Consider the following 20549-nt stretch of genomic DNA (forward strand, 5'->3'; position numbering starts at 1 on the left):
GCCCATGTACCCTGAATCCCTTGTGAAAGCCTATGCCGCCGCCGAGCAGCGCCTGCGCCAATTGCAGCGCAGCCCCGAGGCTTTTGGCCACCCCACCGGTACCGTGGAGTGGATCGAAACCCATATCTCCTGGCTGCTGCTGGCGGGTGATTTTGTCTACAAGTTCAAGAAGCCCCTGCAGCTGGATTTCCTGGACTTCAGCACCCCCGCGCTGCGGCGCGCCGCCTGCGAGGAAGAGCTGCGCATCAACCGCCGCACCGCGCCCGCCCTGTACCTGGGCCTGGTGGCGCTGAGTGGTGCCGCAGGCAGCCTGCGGTTGCACCCCGCCGAAGCAGCCCCGGCCGATGCCGAACCCGCCGTGCGCATGCGCCGCTTTGCGCAGGAGGCGCTGCTGAGCCACCTGCTGGAGCAGCAGCGCCTGCTGCCTGCCCATATCGACGCCCTGGCGCAGCAGGTGGCGCAATTCCACGCCAGTGCAGCCGTGGCCCTGCCGCAGCAGGGCTGGGGCACGGCCCGGGCGGTTACCGCGCCGGTGCACGACTGCCTGGCGGCGCTGCAGCCGCAGGTGGCGCAGTGGGTGCCCGACCTGGTCCTCGCGCTGGCGCAGGTGGCGCAGTGGTGTGCCGCACAGGGCGCCGCGCTGGAGCCAGTGTTTGCGCAGCGCCTGCAGGCCGGGCGGGTGCGCGAATGCCATGGCGACCTGCACCTGGCCAACCTGGTGCTGATCGACGGACAGCCGCAGCTGTTTGACGCGATCGAGTTCAACCCGGCGCTGCGCTGGATCGACTGCGTGGCCGACATCGCTTTCCTGGCCATGGACCTGGAGGCGCGCGGCCGCGCCGACCTGGCCTGGCGCTTTCTGAATGCCTGGCTGGAGCACACGGGCGACTATGCCGGCCTGCCGGTGCTGCCGTACTACCGCGTGTACCGTGCCCTGGTGCGCGCCCGCGTGGCGGGCATGCGGCTGGCGCAGGCGCAGGGTGAGGCGCGTGCCGCCAGCCTGCGCGAGGTGCAGCGCTATCTGGCGCTGGCGCAGCGTTTCGTCCAGCCCCTGGCGCCCGAGCTGTGGCTGGCGCATGGTTTTTCGGGTGCGGGCAAGAGCACGCAGTCGCAAGCCCTCATCGCCGAGCGCGGCGTGGTGCGCGTGCGCGCCGATGTGGAACGCAAGCGCCTGTTCGGCCTGGCGCCACAGGCATCGAGCGCGGCGGTGCCGGGCGGTATCTACACGGCCGAGGCCTCGCGGCGCACCCACGAGGCCCTGGCGCAGGCGGCCCGCTGGGCACTGGATGCGGGCCACACGGTGCTGGTGGACGCCACCTTCCTGAACCCCGCGATGCGCCAGCGCTTCATGGCCCTGGCGCGGCAGGCGCAGGTGCCCTGCCGCATCCTCGCGTTCGAGGCGCCCCTCGCGGTGCTGCGCGAGCGGGTGCGCCGCCGCCAGCAGACGGGGGGCGACGCCTCGGAGGCCTCGGTACAGGTGCTGGAGGCGCAATGGGCTGCCGCCCAACCGCTTTCGCCCGCCGAGGAAGCGATCACGGTGCATGTGGACACCACCAGGCCGGTGGATTGGAATGCGTTGCTGCCGCCCGCTGGTGCCTGCGCGGGCGCTAGAACGCCAGGTGGCCCGGCATGAAATACAGCAGCACGCTGGTCATGGCCAGGTAGCGAAAGAATTTGCCCACTGCCATGTAGGCCAGGCAGGGCCAGAACGGCAGCTTGAGCCAGCCCGCCACGGCGCACAGCGGGTCGCCCACCACGGGCAGCCAGCTCAGCAGGCAGGTCTTGGCCCCCCATTTGCGCAGCCAGATGCGCGCGCGGCGCTCGGTGCGGCTGAGCGCGCGCGCCGGTTGGGAGTCGGCGCTGGGGGGCTGGCCGGCGCGCCGGTGGCGCCGCGCCGCATCCCAGGTGCGGTGCGCGCCCAGGCCCATCCACCAGCTCACGCCGCCGCCCAGGGTATTGCCCAGCGTGGCCACGGCGATGGCGGGCCAGTACAGGTCGGGGTTGAGCTTGATCAGGCCGAACACCGCGGGCTCCGAGCCCATGGGCAGCAGCGTGGCCGAAACGAACGAGACGACAAACACCGTGCCCAGCCCGAACTGCGGCAGAGCCAGCCATTGCAGCAACTGGTGCATCCAGATTTCCATGGGGGCAAGTGTAGGGCGGCATTGCGCGCGCCGCAGGCCCTGGGGATTCCGTCCTACAAGGCGCTGCGCTGTTGGGCCACGGCGCGGGTGCGCCAGGGTTTGTATCGTGGGCTGACTCCCGCCCTTGGCAATCACCGGAAGGCTTGCGATGCATATCACCCCCACGACGCCCCTATTTCCCTGCCGTACGTACTGGCTGTCACTGGCCGCTGGCATCTCACTGGCGGCCTGTGTGCAGAGCCCGCAGTCCGCGGCGTCTGGGCAGACGCCGCCTCTGGCGCACATGGCCTGGAACGCCGCGGAGGAGGGCTGCGCGGGGGACGAGCGCCTGCGGGCCGCCGTGGCCAGTGCACGCAGCGAGTTGCAGGCCCAGGGGCTGGTGCTGAAGACCGTGTGCCAGGCGTCGCAAGGCGCGCTGGCCGTTCGGGTGGAGGTGGCGAACGGCCTGCTGGCCAGCAAGGTGGTGCGCGGCCCGCTGGCCGAGGGCGAAGCGGTGGACATGGGCACTCCCGCCGGCGTCGGCGGCGCAGCGGCCGCTAGCCACAGCGCAGATTTTTCACCCGACGTGCAGCACAACCGCCAGTGGCTGCGTGCGCTCATGGCGCGCCACCAGCTCGATAATCTGCCGGACGCCTGGTGGCGTTATGCCCGGAAAGCGGCGCCATCGGCCGTGGCCGAGGTGGACCTGGCCGCGCGCTGAGAGCCTGTTCACGATCTCCCAGGGGTCGCGCAGCGGTCTTTGCGCGATGGGATGCAAGGCGCGGTGTGCAGTGGATAGCCCGGCTATCCACAAGCGCCGCAACGCCGCAGACCGCCCGCAAAGACCACTGCCCGATGGGTTGGAGCGAAATCGGGCGACAAGGCCGCCCCGGCCGCTTGCATGGGCACGAGCCCATGCGGCGCACCCGAAGCATCCACTCATCCCGATTGCGCTCCAACGCGATCCCCTGCGAGATCGTGAACAGGCTCTGAGTCCGCTGGCGCCAGAAGGCGCGGATGGAGGGCGGCACCGGCCATTTATTTCCGCTATCTGGCGGGGGCGTGCATTTCATTTGCTGAAAATTTGAGCAGCTACAATGCTGCCTCCTTTTTCAGCATCCGCTGCACGCCCATTCCTTCCCCTTCATGCAGATCGGCCACATCCCTTTGGCGAACCGTTTGTTCGTCGCCCCCATGGCGGGCGTCACGGACCGGCCGTTTCGCCAGCTGTGCAAGCAGCTCGGCGCGGGCTACGCGGTGAGCGAGATGGTGACCTCGCGCAAGGACCTGTGGAACAGCCTCAAGACCTCGCGCCGGGCCAACCATGAAGGCGAGCCCGGGCCGATTGCCGTGCAGATTGCCGGCACCGAGGCGCAGATGATGGCCGAGGCCGCGCTCTACAACGTGGACCGGGGCGCGCAGATCATCGACATCAACATGGGCTGCCCGGCCAAGAAGGTGTGCAACAAATGGGCGGGCTCGGCGCTGATGCAGGACGAGGCGCTGGCCGTGGAAATCGCCGCCGCCGTGGTGGAGGCCTGCGCCCCGCGCAACGTGCCCGTCACGCTCAAGATGCGCACTGGCTGGTGCCAGCAGCACAAGAACGCCGTGGCATTGGCGCGGCAGTTTGAAAAGGTGGGCATCCAGATGCTCACCGTGCACGGCCGCACGCGCGAGCAGGGTTACAAGGGCCAGGCCGAATACGACACCATTGCCGCAGTGAAGGCCGCCGTGCGCGTGCCCGTGGTGGCCAACGGCGACATCACCACGCCGGAAAAGGCCCGCGCCGTGCTGGCCGCCACCGGGGCTGACGCCCTCATGATCGGCCGCGCAGCGCAAGGCCGGCCCTGGATCTTCCGCGAGGTGGGCCACTTCCTGGCCACGGGCGAGCACCTGGCACCGCCGCTGGTGGCCGAGCTGCGGCGCCTGCTGCTGGAGCACCTGCAGGACCACTACCGCCTGTATGGCGAACTGACCGGTGTGCGCAGCGCGCGCAAGCACATTGCCTGGTACCTGCGCGCGCTGCCGGGCGGCGAGGCCTTGCGGCAGCACATCAATACGATAGAAGACTGCACCACGCAGTGGCAGGCGGTGGCCGACTACCTGGATGCCCTGGCGCAACAGATGGACCGGCTGCCGGCCGCCACCGATGTGGATGCGAATACACAAGAACAAGAGGGAATGGCTGCATGAGCAAGAAAAACATTGAAGAATCCGTGCGCGAAAGCCTGCAAGGCTACTTTCGCGACCTGGGCGGCGAGACGCCCGATGGCATGTACGACATGGTGGTTCGCCTGGTCGAGCGCCCGCTGCTGGAGGTGGTGATGCTCCAGGCCGACAACAACCAGTCGCGGGCCGCCGAATGGCTGGGCCTGAACCGCAACACCCTGCGCAAGAAGCTGGTCGAGCACAAGATGCTCTGATGCCAGGGTGTCATTTGCTATTTAATTTATAGCTTCTGGCGCTTGTTGAGTAAGCGCCAGTGCCTGTTTTTATTCAAACTCTATCCATCCACACCATGAACGCACTTCTCTCCGTCTCCGACAAGACCGGTATCGTCGAATTCGCCCAGGCCTTGCACGCGCTCGGCATCAAGCTCTTGTCCACCGGCGGCACCGCCAAACTGCTGGCCGACAAGGGCCTGCCCGTGACCGAGGTGGCCGAAGTCACCCAGTTCCCCGAGATGCTCGACGGCCGCGTCAAGACCCTGCACCCCAAGGTGCATGGCGGCCTGCTGGCCCGCCGCGAGTTGCCCGAGCACATGGCCGCTCTCAAGGAGCACGGTATCGACACCATCGACCTGCTGGTGGTCAATCTCTACCCCTTTGAAGCCACGGTGGCCAAGGCCGGTTGCACGCTGGCCGATGCCATCGAGAACATCGACATCGGGGGCCCCGCCATGGTGCGCAGCGCCGCCAAGAACTGGAAAGACGTGGGCGTGATCACCTCGGCGGACCAGTACGAGGCCGTGCTGGCTGAACTGAAGGCGGGCGGCAAGCTGTCTGACAAGCTGCGCTTTGCGCTGTCGGTGGCCGCGTTCAACCGCATCGCCCAGTACGACGGCGCCATCAGCGACTACCTGTCGTCGGTCGCGTTCGAAGCCGAAAAGCTGTCTGAAACCTACGTGCCCGCCCGCACCCAGTTCCCCGGCCAGAGCAATGGCATCTTCACCAAGGTGCAGGACCTGCGCTACGGCGAAAACAGCCACCAGCAGGCCGCGCTGTACCGCGACCTCTACCCCGCGCCCGGCTCGCTGGTCACCGGCGTGCAGCTGCAGGGCAAGGAGCTCTCCTACAACAACATCGCCGACGCCGATGCCGCCTGGGAATGCGTCAAGAGCTTCGAGGCCGCCGCCTGCGTGATCGTCAAGCACGCCAACCCCTGCGGCGTGGCCGTGGGCCTGGATGCCCTGAGCGCCTACAGCAAGGCCTTCCAGACCGACCCCACCAGCGCCTTTGGCGGCATCATCGCGTTCAACCGCGTGGTCGATGGCGCGGCCGCAGCCCAGGTCAGCAAGCAGTTTGTCGAGGTGCTGATGGCGCCCGACTTCACGGCGGAAGCGCTGGAAATCTTCAAGGCCAAGGCCAATGTGCGCCTGATGAAAATCGCGCTGCCAGCCCATGGTGGCCAAACCGACTGGGAACGCGGCCGCAACGCCATGGACGCCAAGCGCATCGGTTCGGGCCTGCTGCTGCAGACCGCCGACAACCACGAGCTGGCCCTGGCCGACCTGAAGGTGGTGACCACCAAGCAGCCCTCGAACGAAGAAATGCAAGACCTGTTGTTTGCGTGGAAGGTGGCCAAGTACGTCAAGAGCAACGCCATCGTCTTCTGCAAGGGCGGCATGACCATGGGCGTGGGTGCCGGCCAGATGAGCCGCCTGGATTCGGCCCGCATCGCCAGCATTAAGGCCCAGCATGCCGGCCTGACCCTGCAGGGCACGGCCGTGGCGAGCGACGCCTTCTTCCCCTTCCGCGACGGCCTGGATGTGGTGGTCGATGCAGGCGCCACCTGCGTGATCCAGCCCGGCGGCAGCATGCGCGACCAGGAGGTGATTGACGCCGCCAACGAGCGCGGCGTGGCCATGGTGTTCAGCGGCGTGCGGCACTTCCGCCACTGATCGGTTTCGATCAGAGCAACAAAAAAGCGGCCTCGGCCGCTTTTTTGTTGTCTGCGTTCCTGCCCGGAGCGCGGGGCGGTCAGGCCGCCACGATGTGCCCGCGTCCGCTGGCGCCGGCCAGCACCTTGAGTGACTTGTCGGTGCTGGCGGTGTAGTTGCGGCTGGTGATGGTGTTCACATACACCCAGTCGGCACGGCACTCGGTGGCCGTGGCGGTGAGCAGCATGTAGCCGCGGCGCGCGGTGTCGCAGTATTTCAGCGTCTTGATCAACTGCTGGAAGGCGCCCGCCAGCATGGCCGGGTTTTCCTTGGGCAGGTATTCCTCGAAGCCGGGCGACGACACCGACGAGGTGGCGAACTCCACGCCCACGGCGTTGCCGTTCATGTCGGCCAGTTCGTTGGCCCAGGCGTTGTGCGTGTCGCCCGACAGCACCACCAGGTTCTTGCCCAGGCTGCGGGCCGTGCCCAGCACGGTTTCGCGCGCGGCCTGGTAGCCGTCCCAGGCGTCGAGGTTGTAGGGGATGCTGGGCTGGGCCAGGATGGCCTGCTCGGCGGGGGTCAGCGTGGCGGGCGCAGTCTGGGCCTTGGCCACGAGGGCCGAGTATTGCGACAGCGACACCCCCGTGGCCGGGTTGTTGAAATGGAGCAGCAGGGGGGCGGGCACGTTCATGCGCCCCATCAGCACCTGCTGGCCCAGCACCTGCCAGGTGGCGCTGGAGGCAGCCATCTGCTGCTGCAGCCATTGGGTCTGTGTGCTGCCCATCAGCTGGCGCGCGGGGTTGCCCACGGCGGCGGTAAAGCCAGCGGCATCGATGCCGCTGGCGGTGATGTAGTTGTTGTAGTCGAGCTGCTCTTCGCGTCCGATGGCGCGCGTGTCCAGCATGTGCAGCGCCACCAGGTCGCCAAATTGAAAACTGCGGTAGATCAGCTCGGGCTGCGCGTTGCGGGTGGGCATCCACTCGTGGTAGGCCTGCATGGCGGCGGCCTTGCGTGTGGCAAAGCTGCCTTCGGTGGCGCTCTGGTGGTTTTCGGCGCCGTTGGCCCAGGTGTCATTGGCGATCTCATGGTCGTCCCAGATGGCGATCATGGGCGCCACGGCGTGCAGGGCCTGCAGGTCGGGGTCGGTCCGGTACTGCGCGTGGCGCGCGCGGTAGTCTGCCAGCGAGAGGATTTCGCCTGCGGGCTGTACCAGGCGGCCCAGCTGTTCGGCATTGGCCGAGGCATAGCCGCCGCGCGCGTATTCGTACAGGTAGTCGCCCAGGTGCACCGTGGCGTCCAGGTCGCTGCGGCGTGCGGCTTCGGCATACACATTGAAGTAGCCTGCCGGATAGTTGGCGCACGAGAACACGGCCAGCCTGACCTGCGCGACACTGCCCGTGGGCAAGGTGCGCGTGCGTCCCAAGGGGGAGCTGGCCGCGTAGGCGGTGAAACGGTAGTGGTAGGCCGTGGCGGGCTTCAGGCCGGTGGCATCGACCTTGACGGTGAAGTCGCGGGCTGCGGTGGCGGTGGCCTGTCCCTTGGCCACCACGGTGGTGAAGGCGGCATCGCTGGCCAGCTCCCATTGCACGGGGATGTCTGCTGTGGCACCCGCAGCCGGCGTCACGCGCGTCCACAGGATCACACGGTCGCTCAGCGGGTCGCCGCTGGCCACGCCGTGGACAAAGCGCACTTCCGGGTCGTCGCCGCCACCGCAGGCCGCCAGCGGCAAGGTGCCGAGCGCCGTGGCGCCCCAGGCCATCTGGCGCACGAAGCGGCGCCGGCCCGTGTCCGTGGCTGCCTCCGTGGCGGTAGCAGGCTGCAACAAGTTGGTCAGGGGCTTCTTGTCGTGGGGGCTGTGCATGGTGGAACGCTCGGGTTAAAGCCACCAAGGCTGACAGGCGCTTGTGACGGGGCTGTGAACGCCTGCACCATGCAAAAACCCCGTGGCAACGGGGTGCGTTGCCACGGGGTTGGTGGGAGAAAGCCAATGAGCGTTTTTGACTTGTGGCGCTTATCTGGGAAGCGCTATGCGCCCTTATTTTGTGAGCGTTCTGAAGACGTCGCGCGCAATGGACACGGTGTCGGCAATGTCCTGCGCCGTATGGGCGGCGCTCACAAAGCCGGCTTCGTAGAGCGCGGGCGCGATGTACACGCCGCGGCCGAGCAGGCCATGGAACAGCTGGTTGAAGCGCGCGCCGTCGGTCTTCAGCACTTGCGCGTAGTTCTGCGGCAACTCGGGCAGCAGGAAGAAGCCGAACATGCCGCCCTCGCAGTCGGCGCTGAAAGGCACGCCTTCGGCCGCCGCCGCTGCGGCCAGCCCATCGACCAGCGAGCGGGTACTGGCGCCCAGGGTGTCAAAGAAGCCGGGCTTCCTGATCTCGCGCAGCGTGGCCAGGCCGCAGGCCGTGGCCACGGGGTTGCCCGACAGGGTGCCGGCCTGGTACACCGCGCCCAGGGGTGCCAGGTGCTCCATGATGGCGCGCGAGGCGCCAAAGGCCGCCAGCGGCATGCCCCCACCGATCACCTTGCCCAGCACCGTGATGTCGGGCCGGAAGCCCGGGATGCTTTTGGCGTACACGCTTTGCGCGCTGCCCAGGGCCACGCGAAAGCCGGTCATCACTTCGTCCAGCACCAGCAATGCGCCATATTCGGTGCACAGCTCGCGGCAGCGGCGCATGAAGGGCACGCTGGCGCGCACGAAGTTCATGTTGCCGGCAATGGGCTCGATCATCAGACAGGCCAGGTCCTTGCCGTGCAGGGCGAAGGCCTCTTCGAGCCGGGCCACGTTGTTGTATTCGAGCACCAGCGTGTGCTGCACCACTTCGGGCGGCACGCCGGCGCTGGTGGCGTTGCCAAAGGTCGCCAGACCCGAGCCGGCCTTGACCAGCAGTGCATCGGCATGGCCGTGGTAGCAGCCCTCGAACTTGATGAGCTTGCTGCGCCCCGTGGCGCCGCGTGCCAGGCGGATGGCGCTCATGCCGGCTTCGGTGCCCGAGCTGACCAGGCGGATCATCTCCATGGAGGGCACCAGGCCCAGGATTTCTTCGGCCAGCTCGATCTCGCGCTCGGTCGGGGCACCAAAGCTGAAGCCTTCCAGCGCGGCTTTCTGCACGGCTTCGAGCACGGCCGGGTGGCCATGGCCCAGGATCATCGGACCCCAGGAGCCGATGTAGTCGATGAAGCGCTGGTCATTGGCGTCCCAGAAGTAGGCGCCCTGCGCGCGCTTGACAAAGCGGGGCGTTCCGCCCACGGCCTTGAAGGCCCGCACGGGCGAGTTCACGCCACCGGGGATGAGCGCCTTGGCGCGTTCGAACAGGGGGATGTTGAGGTCAGTGCTTGGTGTCATGGGGTGGCATCACAAAGCCTTCGAGGGCCTGTGTTTCGTCAATGGGTTCTTCTTCATCGCCATCGTCCTCATCGGGCTGGGCCCAGAACATGCGATCGGGAATGATGTGCCCCATTCCGGGGCGAAATCCGGCGTCCAGGCAGCGGTCAAGGTAGCTCAGTGCTTCGCTGGTGGCTTCGCCCAGATCGTTGCCACTGGCTACCAGCGCTGTGAGGGCGGCCGAAAGGGTGTCGCCTGCACCGGCAAAGGTGGCGTCGAACAGCTCGAACTTGCCGCTGCCCAGCACGGTCTGGGGCGAGGCCAGCACGTTCTCGACGAACTGCTCGGGCAGCGGTATGCCCGTGACCAGGGTGTAAGGCACGCCCATTTCGGCGGCGGCCCGGGCGATGTCGCGGGCGGTGGGGCTGCGGTCGCTTCGCCACTCGGGTAGCAGCCAGCGCCACAGCGTGCTGTGGTTTCCGACCAATACGGATGTCTGTGGCAGCAGCAGTTCGCGAAAAGCATCCAGGTACTGGTCGATCAGGTCGTCCTGCCACCACGACAGGTTGGGCATGTAGGCGATGACGGGGACCTCGTCATAGTCCGTGGTGATCTCGGTAATGGCGCTGATGTTCTCGGGGCTGCCCACAAAACCGATCTTGATGGCCTGCACCGGCAAGTCTTCCAGCACGGTGCGCGCTTGCTCGGACACGGCCTCGTCGTCAAAACTGAAGTGGTCGAAGATCTCGGCGGTGTCGCGAACGTAAGCGCCTGTAACGACGGCAATGGGGTGTCCTCCCACCGAAGCAATGGTGCTGATATCGGCGGTAAGACCACCCGCACCGCTGGGATCGCTGGCATTGAACACCAGGACGCAGGCAGGGCTGGCATCGTCCGCTGCCTGGTCGGAAATGTCCGCTATATCAGAAGAAGGGGGGGTATTTGTTGTCATGGGCCGGATTCGGCAGTGAGGGTGGCACAGAAGCAGCAACCCGGTGTGATGACTAGATACAATCGTTGCATTCTATGTGAAGGCCCAGTAAGCTGTGACTGACTTTAAAACTTGGATGTGTCTGATCTGTGGATGGATATATGACGAGGCGCAAGGTTCACCCGAGCACGGCATTGCGCCCAACACGCCGTGGGACCAGGTCCCCATGAATTGGACCTGTCCCGAGTGTGGTGCCCGCAAAGAAGATTTCGAGTTGGTTCAGATTTGAGACGCTTCAGCACCATCTGCTGCGGCGTTGTTTTTTTCTCCATCGGGAGCAGTGACAATTGACTACAGCAGGCGCAACTTTCAAAGTGCTCGTGGTGGATGACAGCAATACCATTCGCCGAAGCGCCGAGATTTTTCTCAAGCAGGGAGGGCACGAGGTCTTGCTGGCAGACGATGGGTTCGATGCCTTGGCCAAGGTGAATGACTACCAACCGCAGCTCATTTTCTGCGACATTCTGATGCCCAAGCTTGATGGATATCAGACATGCGCCATCATCAAGCGCAATGCGCGTTTTGCAGATACTCCTGTGGTCATGCTGTCCTCCAAGGATGGCGTGTTTGACAAAGCGCGTGGCCGCATGGTCGGTTGCCAGGAATATCTCACCAAACCCTTTACCAAAGACCAGTTGTTGCAGGCGGTGCAGCAATTCGGTAATTCCCAACAAGGAGCCATGTAATGCCTATTCAGAAAGTGCTGGTCGTTGACGACTCGAAGACCGAGTTAATGTTTCTGACCGACTTGCTGCAGAAAAAAGGCATGCAAGTGCGTACCGCTGAAAATGCCGAAGAGGCGTTTCGCCGATTGGCGGAAGAAAAGCCCGATTTGATTTTGATGGACGTGGTGATGCCGGGGCAAAATGGTTTCCAGCTGACCCGTTCCATTACGCGTGATCCCCTCTATGCGGATGTGCCCATCATCATGTGCACCAGCAAAAACCAGGAAACAGATCGTGTCTGGGGAATGCGCCAAGGCGCACGTGGCTACATCACGAAACCGGTAGATTCAGCCGAGCTGCAGGCCAAGATCGATGCGCTGAACTGAGGCGGTTCGCGTTCATGGCCAATCGCGAAGCACTGCGAGAACTCCAGACCCGTCTCGCCAGCCGTCTTCAGGCGGCAAGGGGTGAGGGAGTATCTGTTTCCTCCTGGCTGGCGGTCGAGGCTGCCGGGCAGGCTTATCTGTTGCCGCTGGGTCAATCGGGTGAAATTTTTCCCTGGATCGCGGTTCAGCGTGTCCCTTACACCCAGAAATGGTTTCTGGGTGTGGCCAATCTGCGGGGTGGTCTTGTGGGGGTGGTGGATCTGGCGGGGCTGCTGGGATCGACCATCGCGCGCAATGAGCAGGCCCTGTCGGAGGCCAGTCTGCTTGCTTTCAATGCTGCACTGGAAGTCAACGCGGCCCTCTTGGTGGATCGGCTTGCCGGGCTGCGGGGCACGGATGCCTTTGTCTCGTCGGAGCCACCGGCCCCGGACGCCCCCGCCTTTTTTGGCACCATCTATGTGGATTCGAATGGGACCCGCTGGCAGGAGATCAATCTTCAGATGCTGTCCCAAAATCCTGCTTTCCTGAGTATCAGTGCTTGAGTTTTTCTGTAAGGCTGCACCATGTCCGTCGTGAATCAATTTGGAAAACTGTTCAATCGCAAGCCCGAGGAGTCGGACAAGGTGCTGGGTGCCGGCATGGTGGATGGCCGGCACAATGCTTTGGAAGCGGGAACTGTCGAGGCCAGCGTGGTGCGGGAGTCTTACCAGACCGATGCCATGAACAGTGTGCAAGGTGATCCAGGTGGCGAGTCGCTGGAATCATCGGCGAACGAAACGGACGAAGACTTCATTTCCTTGCCGCTGCTGGGCCGTTCCACGGCGGCTGGCCACCAGCGGCGCTTGCTGGCGTTGTTGGCCATTGGCGTTGTGGCGCTGGCACTGATTGCGGGTTGGGTGCTGCGGCAGGCAGATCGCTCTGCCCAGCAGTTGGCTGCTACCGGTCAGTCGCTGATGCAGTCCCAGCGGCTTGCCAAATCTGTTTCGCAGGCGCTGGTGGGGAGTCCGCAGGCCTTCCCGGACGTGGTGGAAAGCTCTGGTGTTCTGGCCCGCAACGTGCGCGCACTGGGCACTGGCGACAGTGAGCTGGGCGTGCAGTCCCTGGGCGAACAGCTCCGGCCGGATCTGGAGGCCGTGAACCCGCTCATGGAGCGCGCGGAACGCAACGCCAGCGTGGTGATGGGGCAGCAGAAAATCCTTATGCAGGTGGGCGACGCACTGCGCACCATCAATCGCCAGTCGTCGGATCTGCTGGAAATCGCAGAAACCGTGTCGTCTCTCAAGCTGCAGCAAAACGCTCCGGCGGCCGAGATTTCCGCCGCCGGTCAATTGGTGATGCTGACCCAGCGTATTGGCAAGTCGGCCAATGAATTCCAGACCATGGAAGGCGTAAGCCCCGAAGCCGTGTTCCTGCTGGGCAAGGACTTGAATTCCTTCAAGGAAATTGCCCAAGGCCTGCTCAATGGAAGTCCGGAGTTGCGGCTGGCTGCAACCAAGGATGCGCAGACACGCGAACAGCTCGAAGCCCTGATCAAACTCTACGAAGAGACCCGTACGCAAGCCAGTGCCATTCTGGGCAACCTGCAAGGTCTGGTTTCTGCCCGGGAGGCCCAGTCGTCGATCATTGCCGATAGCGAGCCGCTGCGTCGCCAGTTGGAAGGCTTGCAGGACAAGCTTTCTTCGCAGACGGGCCTGGGGGCCGGGCAGTTTGCTGCCCTGGCGTTGGCGGGTTTGTTCGTGCTGCTTTGCGGTATCGGAATTTCCCGCGTTCAGCTGCTGGACAGCCGGGGTCGCCAGGTGGCCGCTGAAGTACAGCAAAAGGATGCAAAACGCCAGGAGCAGGAGGCCAAGCGCGTCAACGACGCCAACCAGGCCGCCATTTTGCGTTTGATGAACGAACTGCAATCCGTTGCTGAAGGTGATCTGACGCAGGAAGCCACGGTGACGGAAGACATCACCGGTGCTATCGCTGACTCTGTGAACTACACGGTGGAAGAGTTGCGCCAGCTGGTGGGCAGCGTGCAGAACACCGCCACCCGTGTGGCGCAGACGACGGCCCAGGTGGACAGCACCTCCACTGAGCTGCTGGCTGCTTCCAACGAGCAGCTGCGCGAAATTCGTGAAACCGGCCGGTCCGTTCTGGATATGGCAACCCGAATCAACGAAGTGTCCACCCAGGCGCAAGAGTCCGCTACGGTGGCGCGTCAGTCGCTGCAGGCGGCCGACTCGGGCTTGCAGGCTGTGCAGAACGCCATCGGTGGTATGAACTCGATTCGTGACCAGATCCAGGATACGTCCAAGCGGATCAAGCGTCTTGGTGAGTCGTCGCAGGAAATCGGTGAAATCACCGAGCTGATCTCGGACATTACGGAGCAGACGAACGTGCTGGCCCTGAACGCTGCCATTCAGGCCGCATCTGCGGGTGATGCCGGTCGCGGCTTCTCGGTGGTTGCCGAAGAAGTGCAACGACTGGCTGAGCGGTCCGCCGATGCAACCCGGCAGATTTCGGCCCTGGTGAAAGCCATTCAGACCGATACCCAGGATGCGGTGGCCGCCATGGAGCGTTCCACGCAAGGTGTGGTGGAAGGGGCTCGCCTGTCTGACAGTGCAGGTACCGCACTGACTGAAATTGACCGTGTGTCGCGCCGCCTGGCGGAGCTGATCGAGCAAATTTCGTCGTCCACGTCCCGGGAAGCTGTTCTGGCCAATGAAGTGGCAGACAACATCCAGCACATTTTTGCGGTGACCGAGCAGACGGGTGAGGGCACACGTACCACGGCACAACAGGTGCGCGAGCTCTCGCACATGGCTGAAGAACTGCGCCAGTCGGTGGCACGTTTCAAGATCGCCTGACGCAACCATCCAGCAGTCATCAACCAGCGGCTCACTGCAGCCGGGGACGAATTCATGCCATCTATTGATGTCAACAATGCACCGGCCGCGGATGAAATCCAGGGCGTTCAGGATCTGGGGCCTCTGGCATGGGTGCTTGACGAACTGCGCAAATCACTGGATGGAGCTGTCAAGGCAATGCGCCGTTTTGTGCGGGACGCAGAGCTGGCGCGAGAGTCCGATCTGGCCTCGTTGGATGCCGGAGCCTTGCGTATTGCGCGCCAGCAGCTCCATCAGGCCAGCGGAGCGCTTGAAATGGTGGGCATGGGTTCGCCGGCCCTGGTCTTGCGAGCCATGGAGTCGGCCGTACAAAAGTTTGTGCAACGCCCTGAGCAATGCACAGACGATGCTGCTGCGGTGATCGAGCGTGCCAGCTTCGCCCTCATCGAATATCTCGAAAACGTGCTGGGAGGCAAGGCTGTTTCTGCGGTCGCCCTTTTTCCTCAGTACCGAGACGCCCAGGCGCTGGCAGGGGCCGAGCGTGCGCACCCCGCAGATCTGTGGCCGGCGGAGCGTCGTTTCCGTGAGCCGGAAGATTCCGTGGCAGCCACGCCGTTGCCATACGGCCCCGAGGCACGGGCGCGCCTAGATTCTGCAGTATTGAAAATCGTCAAATCGGGCGATCAGTCGGCCGCGACAAGCATGCGCGAAATCTGCCTGGGTTTTGCTGCGGCCCAGTCCGACCGCCAGTCGCGGGCTTTCTGGAAGATCTGTGCCGGTTTCTTCGAAGCACTTGGCGCAGGGCTGCTGGCGCCCGACGTCTACGTGAAGCGGGTGGCGTCGCGCGTGCTGATGCAGTACGCCACCTTGGCCAAGGGCGACGATGCCATTGCTGATCGCTTGGTCCAGGATCTGCTTTTCTTCTGTTCACAGGCGAATCTCGCGGGCGGTGAGGCGGATAAGGCGCCGGCTCTCGAAGCCGTCAGAAAATCCTTTGGTCTGGAGCGATTCAAGCCGGTGGATTATGAAATCGCGCGTTTTGGCCGGTTTGACCCGGCCTTGCTGGCGCAGGCGCGCAAGCGCATCGCATCTGCCACCGAAACCTGGTCCGCGCTGGCAGGTGGAGACCGCAACAAGCTCAAGCCGGCAGCGGATCAGTTCAGTCTGGTTTGCGACTCGCTGCGCAAGCTGCATCCGGGAAGCGAAAGTCTCGCCGCAGGCCTGACGCGGGCCCTTGAGTCCACAACCCGCTCGGGGGAACCGCCGTCACCAGCGCTGGCAATGGAGGTGGCAACTTCAGTGCTTTACCTGCAGGCCGCGTTTGAGGAGCTGGATGCGGATGACGGACTGATGGAGTCGCGTGCAGAGCGCCTGGCGCAGCGGCTGGACGCTGTGGTCGCGGGCGCGGAGCCAGAGCCGCTTGAACTCTGGATGGAAGAGCTGTACCGCCGGGTCAGCGACAACCAGACAATGGGCAGTGTGGTGGATGAATTGCGTTCCACACTGGGTGAAGCCGAGAAAGCGCTGGACCAGTTTTTCCGGAATTCCCAGGATACGGAGGTGTTGGCGGCAGTGCCGGGCCACCTGGCGCAGATGCGTGGCGTCTTGTCCGTTCTGGGACTGGAGCAGGCATCGCTGGCGGTGGTGCGCATGCGTGACACCGTGGAGCACTTGCTCATCAATGACATTCCTGAAGAAGATCGACAGCCAGCGTTTGAAAAGCTGGGCAACAGCCTGGGAGCGCTCGGATTTCTGATTGACATGCTGAGCTACCAGCGCACGATGGCGCGCAAGCTCTTTGTTTACGATGAAGAGCTCGGGGAGTTGCGTATCCTGGTGGGCAAAACCCGCGCCCGTGCCACCGATGATGTGGCAGAAGCACCGGCCAAGATGGAGGAGCGTGCGGCTCCGTCTCTGCCGGATGTGGTACCACGTTTTCCTGCGCAGGAGCAGGCTGCGGTGGCAGCGGCGTTGGCCCAGATACCTGATGCCGGTCCCCAGCCAGAGGCGGCAACGGAAGTGCTGTCAGCGGATATTTTCTTTGATCTCCCGTTGCCGGAGGATCTTCCTTCTGCTGCATCCGTCCCTCCCTCCGTCGCAACCCCTGCATCAGCGACCGCGTCAGAGCCTGGATTGGACGATGAGTTGCTGGGCGTTTTCCTGGAGGAGGCCCGTGAGGTGGTGGCTACAGGTCTGGCAGCCATTGAAGTGCTGTCCGAAGAGCCAGCCAATCTGAGCGAGCAAACCACCTTGCGTCGTGCGTTTCATACCCTCAAGGGCAGCTCGCGCATGGTGGGGCTCCATGATTTCGGCGAGGCGGCCTGGTCCATGGAGCAATTGCTGAACGCCTGGCTGGCCGAGCAAAAGCCCATGCAGCCCAATTTGCTGCAGTTGTCGTCGGATGGCTTGCAGGCGTTTGGCCGCTGGGCCGATGATATCTCTGCAGGATCTGCGTTGGTCTGGGGGGCTGAAGCATTCCGCCGTTCCGCCGATGCCATGCGCCTTGACGGCACTTTGCTGCCGCTCATGGCGCGGGGGGCGGCCGTGGCGCCAGTCGAAACAGACGCTGTCGCGACAGCCGTCCTGCCCGAACCGCAGGCTGGCGTGGACGCGGTGGACGCAGCGCTTGCCGTCGCCGCCGTGCCTGAGCCATTGCTGGCGGATGGCGCCGAAGCGGAGACGGAAGCGGAATCGGCTGCAGAAAGTCTGGCGTTGGATGCTTCTGCGGCGACCGTGACGGAAGACATCGATTTCTCCGTGTTCTCCGAGGCCCTGAACGAAACTGGGGCCACGGCGGAGGTGGTGAGTGAGTCCATCCCTCTGGACCTGGAGTTGCCCGATTGGGTGCCAGCGCCTGATGTGGCCATGGATGCCGCCTCCGGCGATCTGCCTGCCACGGTTGCAGGCCCGGACGATGGGGGCGCATCTTCGTTGTTGTCCGGCGATGTGCCGGAGTTCCTGGCGGACGCTGCACAGGATGCCAGCCTCGCTGGCACGGGTGTGGATGTGAGCTTGCCAGAGGCTGGGCTTGAGCCTTGCGTCGTGCCAGCCTCGGAGCCCGAGGAAGAAACGCCGACGGATGAGGCGGTCAAGGTGATCGAGACCTTGCGAATCGGTATCCCCCTGTACAACGTGTACCTCAATGAGGCTGACGAGTGGTCGCGGCGACTGGTTACCTGTATGCAAGAGTGGGCGCTCGAGTTGCATGAGCCTTTGCCGGACATGGCAGTGGCTCTGGCCCATTCGCTCGCTGGCAGTTCGTCTACCGTGGGGTTCTCGGCACTGTCCGACCTGGCCAGGGTGGTCGAGCACGCGATGCAGCATGTCCAACTGCAGTCTGGTGGTACCGTCGAACAGGCCGAAGCGTTCATGGCCGCCGCGGACGATATTCGCCGTCTTCTGCACCAGTTTGCGGCAGGGTTCCTCAAAGAGCCGAACGAAGCAGTATTGCAGCAGCTGCGCCAGATACTCGAAACCGAGGTGGCCAATACCCTGCCACCTCCGGAAGATGAGTTCGATGACATCGCTCTTCCGAAGGATGGCGTACCGGCTGCCAGCGTCGGTCCTGACTTCGTTGTACCGGAGCTGCCGATTGCGAAGGCGGCGGAAGTGGCCGCTGCTGGATATGTGGCCCCGGCGCTCTCCGTGGTGGGAAGTGACCATGACCAGCCCATCGACGATGCCATGGCCCATGGCGTCTCCGAGCGGTCGGATGTGGATGATGACATTGACGCCATTGACGTCATTGATCCCGATCTGTTCCCCATCTTTGAAGAAGAAGCCGCGGAACTGCTGCCCCAACTGGGTGGCGCATTGCGACAGTGGGCATCCCGTCCGGACAATCTCGGTGCGCGCAACGAGGTACTGCGGGCCTTGCACACCCTCAAGGGCAGTTCCCGCCTTGCCGGTGCCATGCGCCTGGGAGAGATGTCCCACCGACTCGAATCGGCCATCGAACAGCTGGACATGGAGTCTGTCACGACGGACCAGATTGAACCGTTGCTTGCGAGTTTTGATGGATTGCAGGCGAACCTCGAGTTCCTGCGCGCCGTCGGTGCGCACGGGGCAGCTGGCGCTGACGGCTCTTCCCCTGCGGTTCCGAGCGATCTGGGTACCGCTGCGAATGGTTCAGGTGCCATCTTGGCAGCTGTGTCGCCTCCAAAGCCCTCGGTAAGGCTTCCAGGGCCCTCGCAGCTGGCCCCTGTGCGCGTGGCGGCCAACCAGTCGGTGCGTGTGCGTGCGCAATTGCTGGACCGCCTGGTGAATCAGGCGGGCGAGGTCATGATCAGCCGCTCGCGTCTGGACGCGCGTCTGGGTCAGTTCCGCAGTTCACTGGCGGATCTTTCGGGCAACCTGGACCGCCTGCGTCAGCAGCTGCGTGACATCGAGGTGCAGTCCGAGTCGCAGATGCAGTCGCGACTGGCACTCTCGAAGGATTCCGCCGCCGGATTTGACCCGCTGGAGTTCGACCGTTTTACGCGGGTACAGGAACTCACGCGCATGATGGCCGAGTCGGTGAACGACGTTGCCACCGTGCAACGCAACCTGCAGCGTGCCATGGAAGGCGCCGAGGACGACCTGATCGCTCAGGGCCGCCAGGCGCGTGAGTTGCAACGCGATCTCTTGCGCACACGCATGGTGGAGTTCGAGGGCATCGCCGAGCGTCTGTATGCAGTGGTGCGCCAGGCATCCAAGGAAACCGGCAAGCAGATCAAACTCGACATCACGGGTGGTTCCATCGAAATGGACCGTGGCGTGCTCGATCGCATGACGCCCGCCTTCGAGCATTTGCTGCGCAATTGCGTGGTGCATGGCATTGAAGCATCCGAGGTCCGTGTGGCTGCGGGCAAGCCTGCATCGGGCACTATCACCGTGGATTTGCGCCATGAAGGCAATGACGTATCGGTTGAGTTCCGGGACGATGGCGCCGGTCTGGATCTGCAGCGCATCCGAGCAAAGGCCATGGCCCAAGGGCTCGTGCCGGTCGACGCGGACATCAGTGATGCCGAAGCGGCCAACCTGATCTTCATGCCAGGCTTTTCCACTGCATCCGAGGTGACAGGCCTGGCGGGACGCGGCATCGGGATGGACGTCGTGCGTTCGGAAATCAATGCCCTGGGTGGCCGGATTGAAACCTCGACCGAATCGGGCAAGGGTGCCGCCTTCCGCATGGTGCTGCCTTTGACCACTGCAGTGACGCAGGTGGTGATGTTGCGTGCGGGAGATCTGGTCATCGGCGTGCCGGCCAACGTGGTTGAAATCGTGCGGCGTACTACTGCTGCAGATCTTGAGGAAGCGTATCGCACAGGTTACTTTGACGATGGTTTCGAACCATTGCCATTTTTCTGGGTCGGTGCCTTGCTTCAGGCTTCAGCGCGCAGCAGTGAAGCCGCCGGCAAGACGCGGCCTGTGGTGATTTTCCGCAGTGCGTCGCAGCGCATCGCCATGCATGTGGATGAAGTGCTGGGCAACCAGGAAGTCGTGGTGAAGAACCTGGGCGCCCAACTGTCGCGCCTGCCAGGCCTGGCCGGCATGTCGGTGCTGGTTTCTGGTGCCGTGGTGCTGATCTACAACCCGGTGGCGCTGTCCACGGTGTATGGCGACCAGGTTCGTGCAGCCAGTGCCGGCCTGCCCGCCATACTGGAAGCCGAAAGTCCTGACGCCGGCAAACCGCCCGCTTCGATGCTCGCAGGCCCCACCCAGGTGCCTTTGGTGCTGGTGGTGGATGATTCCATCACCGTTCGCCGTGTCACGCAGCGATTGCTGCAACGTGAGGGCTATCGGGTGGCGCTCGCTGCCGATGGCCTGCAGGCCCTGGAGCGCTTGCAGGAAGAGCGTCCGACGGTGGTGTTGTCCGACATTGAAATGCCGCGCATGGACGGATTTGACCTGGCACGCAACATCCGGGCAGACAGTGCATTGAAGGGGTTGCCGATCATCATGATCACATCCCGCATCGCAGAAAAGCACCGCGAGCATGCGATGGAACTGGGAGTCAACCACTATCTGGGCAAGCCGTACTCGGATGAAGAGCTGCTCAGCCTCATCCAGCACTACGCTCGGCTGGAGGCGACTGCAGAGGCATGATCTGGGTTGACTGGCCCGCAGGGGCCGGTCAATCGGTGCAGC

15 protein-coding genes are annotated in these 20549 nt (G+C 64.1%); 11 read left to right on the forward strand and 4 right to left on the reverse strand.

Going from position 1 to position 20549, the window contains the following annotated elements; translation table 11 throughout:
- Positions 1 to 4: 4 nt before the first annotated feature.
- Entirely contained in the window at positions 5 to 1633 is a 1629-nt protein-coding gene (locus AC1RDS_RS11360; protein ID WP_287880406.1) for a bifunctional aminoglycoside phosphotransferase/ATP-binding protein, read from the forward strand.
- Here the strand turns inward: AC1RDS_RS11360 and AC1RDS_RS11365 are convergent.
- The gene (locus tag AC1RDS_RS11365; RefSeq protein ID WP_287880410.1) at positions 1608 to 2132 is read right to left on the reverse strand and encodes a YqaA family protein; all 525 of its coding nucleotides are present in this window, start codon (positions 2130 to 2132) and stop codon (positions 1608 to 1610) included. The genes AC1RDS_RS11360 and AC1RDS_RS11365 overlap by 26 nt on opposite strands.
- Positions 2133 to 2427: 295 nt before the next feature.
- Between AC1RDS_RS11365 and AC1RDS_RS11370 the strand changes: the two genes are divergently transcribed.
- The 4 genes from AC1RDS_RS11370 (at position 2428) to purH (ending at position 6243) form a co-directional block, all read left to right on the forward strand.
- Entirely contained in the window at positions 2428 to 2844 is a 417-nt protein-coding gene (locus AC1RDS_RS11370) for a D-Ala-D-Ala dipeptidase (protein WP_492227009.1), read from the forward strand.
- 425 nt (positions 2845 to 3269) lie between these two features.
- The gene (gene dusB / locus AC1RDS_RS11375; protein ID WP_092696927.1) at positions 3270 to 4316 is read left to right on the forward strand and encodes a tRNA dihydrouridine synthase DusB; all 1047 of its coding nucleotides are present in this window, start codon (positions 3270 to 3272) and stop codon (positions 4314 to 4316) included.
- Positions 4313 to 4546 (forward strand): Fis family transcriptional regulator, encoded by a 234-nt coding sequence (locus tag AC1RDS_RS11380; protein WP_026437884.1) that lies wholly within the window; start codon positions 4313 to 4315, stop codon positions 4544 to 4546. Before dusB ends, AC1RDS_RS11380 begins: the two co-directional genes overlap by 4 nt.
- A 95-nt stretch (positions 4547 to 4641) precedes the next feature.
- The gene (purH, locus tag AC1RDS_RS11385; protein ID WP_092696926.1) at positions 4642 to 6243 is read left to right on the forward strand and encodes a bifunctional phosphoribosylaminoimidazolecarboxamide formyltransferase/IMP cyclohydrolase; all 1602 of its coding nucleotides are present in this window, start codon (positions 4642 to 4644) and stop codon (positions 6241 to 6243) included.
- Between the two features lie 79 nt (positions 6244 to 6322).
- On the opposite strand, the gene AC1RDS_RS11390 is transcribed toward purH, so the two are convergent.
- The 3 genes from AC1RDS_RS11390 to thiD all read right to left on the reverse strand — a co-directional run bounded on the left by AC1RDS_RS11390 (position 6323) and on the right by thiD (position 10499).
- Positions 6323 to 8083, reverse strand: a complete 1761-nt coding sequence (locus AC1RDS_RS11390; protein ID WP_092696925.1) for an alkaline phosphatase D family protein — start codon at positions 8081 to 8083, stop codon at positions 6323 to 6325.
- 174 nt (positions 8084 to 8257) lie between these two features.
- A complete protein-coding gene (gene hemL / locus AC1RDS_RS11395) occupies positions 8258 to 9568 on the reverse strand; it encodes a glutamate-1-semialdehyde 2,1-aminomutase (RefSeq protein WP_492227010.1) in 1311 nt (436 codons plus the stop codon).
- Positions 9552 to 10499 (reverse strand): bifunctional hydroxymethylpyrimidine kinase/phosphomethylpyrimidine kinase, encoded by a 948-nt coding sequence (thiD, locus tag AC1RDS_RS11400; RefSeq protein WP_492227011.1) that lies wholly within the window; start codon positions 10497 to 10499, stop codon positions 9552 to 9554. Before thiD ends, hemL begins: the two co-directional genes overlap by 17 nt.
- Before the next feature lie 94 nt (positions 10500 to 10593).
- On the opposite strand from thiD, the gene AC1RDS_RS11405 reads away from it, so the two are divergent.
- From AC1RDS_RS11405 to AC1RDS_RS11430, 6 genes are all read left to right on the forward strand, one after another.
- Positions 10594 to 10767 (forward strand): rubredoxin, encoded by a 174-nt coding sequence (locus AC1RDS_RS11405; RefSeq protein ID WP_081679752.1) that lies wholly within the window; start codon positions 10594 to 10596, stop codon positions 10765 to 10767.
- A 58-nt stretch (positions 10768 to 10825) separates the two neighbouring features.
- Positions 10826 to 11224, forward strand: coding sequence for a response regulator (locus AC1RDS_RS11410; protein ID WP_026437879.1), 399 nt, complete (start codon positions 10826 to 10828; stop codon positions 11222 to 11224).
- Positions 11224 to 11589 carry a response regulator gene (locus AC1RDS_RS11415; protein ID WP_492227012.1) on the forward strand — a complete coding sequence of 122 codons (366 nt, stop codon included), beginning with the start codon at positions 11224 to 11226 and terminating at the stop codon, positions 11587 to 11589. The genes AC1RDS_RS11410 and AC1RDS_RS11415 overlap by 1 nt, the downstream gene beginning before the upstream one ends.
- Before the next feature lie 14 nt (positions 11590 to 11603).
- Positions 11604 to 12131 carry a chemotaxis protein CheW gene (locus tag AC1RDS_RS11420; protein WP_492227013.1) on the forward strand — a complete coding sequence of 176 codons (528 nt, stop codon included), beginning with the start codon at positions 11604 to 11606 and terminating at the stop codon, positions 12129 to 12131.
- Positions 12132 to 12227: 96 nt separating this feature from the next.
- Positions 12228 to 14441: a methyl-accepting chemotaxis protein gene (locus tag AC1RDS_RS11425; RefSeq protein ID WP_492227039.1), complete on the forward strand. Its 2214-nt coding sequence runs from the start codon at positions 12228 to 12230 to the stop codon at positions 14439 to 14441.
- Between the two features lie 54 nt (positions 14442 to 14495).
- Complete coding sequence (locus AC1RDS_RS11430) at positions 14496 to 20507, forward strand: hybrid sensor histidine kinase/response regulator (protein ID WP_492227014.1); 6012 nt, start codon at positions 14496 to 14498, stop codon at positions 20505 to 20507.
- Positions 20508 to 20549: the final 42 nt, after the last annotated feature.

The organism is Acidovorax sp. GW823-FHT02H02 (assembly GCF_058797075.1).

What these genes read in the sequence shown, in the direction of transcription:
- dusB (WP_092696927.1), top strand. Translation starts at nt 3,270, where the DNA reads ATGCAGATCGGCCACATCCCTTTGGCGAACCGTTTGTTCGTCGCCCCC.
- AC1RDS_RS11360 (WP_287880406.1), top strand. Translation starts at nt 5, where the DNA reads ATGTACCCTGAATCCCTTGTGAAAGCCTATGCCGCCGCCGAGCAGCGC.
- purH (WP_092696926.1), top strand. Translation starts at nt 4,642, where the DNA reads ATGAACGCACTTCTCTCCGTCTCCGACAAGACCGGTATCGTCGAATTC.
- AC1RDS_RS11365 (WP_287880410.1), bottom strand. Translation starts at nt 2,132, where the DNA reads ATGCACCAGTTGCTGCAATGGCTGGCTCTGCCGCAGTTCGGGCTGGGC.
- thiD (WP_492227011.1), bottom strand. Translation starts at nt 10,499, where the DNA reads ATGACAACAAATACCCCCCCTTCTTCTGATATAGCGGACATTTCCGAC.
- AC1RDS_RS11415 (WP_492227012.1), top strand. Translation starts at nt 11,224, where the DNA reads ATGCCTATTCAGAAAGTGCTGGTCGTTGACGACTCGAAGACCGAGTTA.
- AC1RDS_RS11390 (WP_092696925.1), bottom strand. Translation starts at nt 8,083, where the DNA reads ATGCACAGCCCCCACGACAAGAAGCCCCTGACCAACTTGTTGCAGCCT.
- AC1RDS_RS11425 (WP_492227039.1), top strand. Translation starts at nt 12,228, where the DNA reads ATGGTGGATGGCCGGCACAATGCTTTGGAAGCGGGAACTGTCGAGGCC.
- hemL (WP_492227010.1), bottom strand. Translation starts at nt 9,568, where the DNA reads ATGACACCAAGCACTGACCTCAACATCCCCCTGTTCGAACGCGCCAAG.
- AC1RDS_RS11420 (WP_492227013.1), top strand. Translation starts at nt 11,604, where the DNA reads ATGGCCAATCGCGAAGCACTGCGAGAACTCCAGACCCGTCTCGCCAGC.
- AC1RDS_RS11430 (WP_492227014.1), top strand. Translation starts at nt 14,496, where the DNA reads ATGCCATCTATTGATGTCAACAATGCACCGGCCGCGGATGAAATCCAG.
- AC1RDS_RS11380 (WP_026437884.1), top strand. Translation starts at nt 4,313, where the DNA reads ATGAGCAAGAAAAACATTGAAGAATCCGTGCGCGAAAGCCTGCAAGGC.
- AC1RDS_RS11370 (WP_492227009.1), top strand. Translation starts at nt 2,428, where the DNA reads ATGGCCTGGAACGCCGCGGAGGAGGGCTGCGCGGGGGACGAGCGCCTG.